Below are 574 nucleotides of genomic sequence, written 5' to 3' on the forward strand. Positions count from 1 at the left end.
GGGCCGCATCGAATCCGGCAGCCTGGTTGCCGGCGACGAGATCGTGATCATGCCGGCCGGCAAGATCGCCAAGATCAAGACGGTGGAGAGCTGGCCGGTGACGCCGGTCGGGGGACGGCAAGGCGCCGGCCGCTCGGTCGGCATCACGCTCGACCGCGAATTGTTCATCGAGCGCGGCGATATCGTCGCTCATGCCGGCACCGCCCCGCGCGAGACGCGCCGGCTGCGCGCGCGCATCTTCTGGCTGCACGACAAGCCGCTCGCCAAGGGCGACCAGCTGCTGGTGCGCTGCGGGCCGAAGGAAAGCCGCGCCACCGTCGTCGCCATCGAGAAGGCGGTCGATCCCGGCGAGCTCTCCAGCAGCGAGAACAAGGCGATCGGCCGCAACCATGTCGGCGAGATCGACATTTCCCTTTCGAATCCGATCGCCACCGATCCCTACACCGAGAATCCGCGGACCGGCCGTCTCGTGATCGAAGTGTCCGGACGCATCGCCGGCGGCGGTCTCGTGCTGTCGGTCGGTGCCGGCCAGCGCGCCGTGCCCGTCGATATCGTGCCGGTGGAATCCGCGCTA

1 protein-coding gene is annotated in these 574 nt (G+C 68.8%); it reads left to right on the plus strand.

Annotated features, from left to right (window positions below; translation table 11 throughout):
• On the plus strand, positions 1-574 hold a 574-nt coding region (locus A5906_RS44170), incomplete at both ends, for an elongation factor 1-alpha C-terminal domain-related protein (protein WP_430642365.1).

Source organism: Bradyrhizobium sacchari (assembly GCF_002068095.1).
In the GTDB taxonomy this organism is placed as follows: domain Bacteria; phylum Pseudomonadota; class Alphaproteobacteria; order Rhizobiales; family Xanthobacteraceae; genus Bradyrhizobium; species Bradyrhizobium sacchari.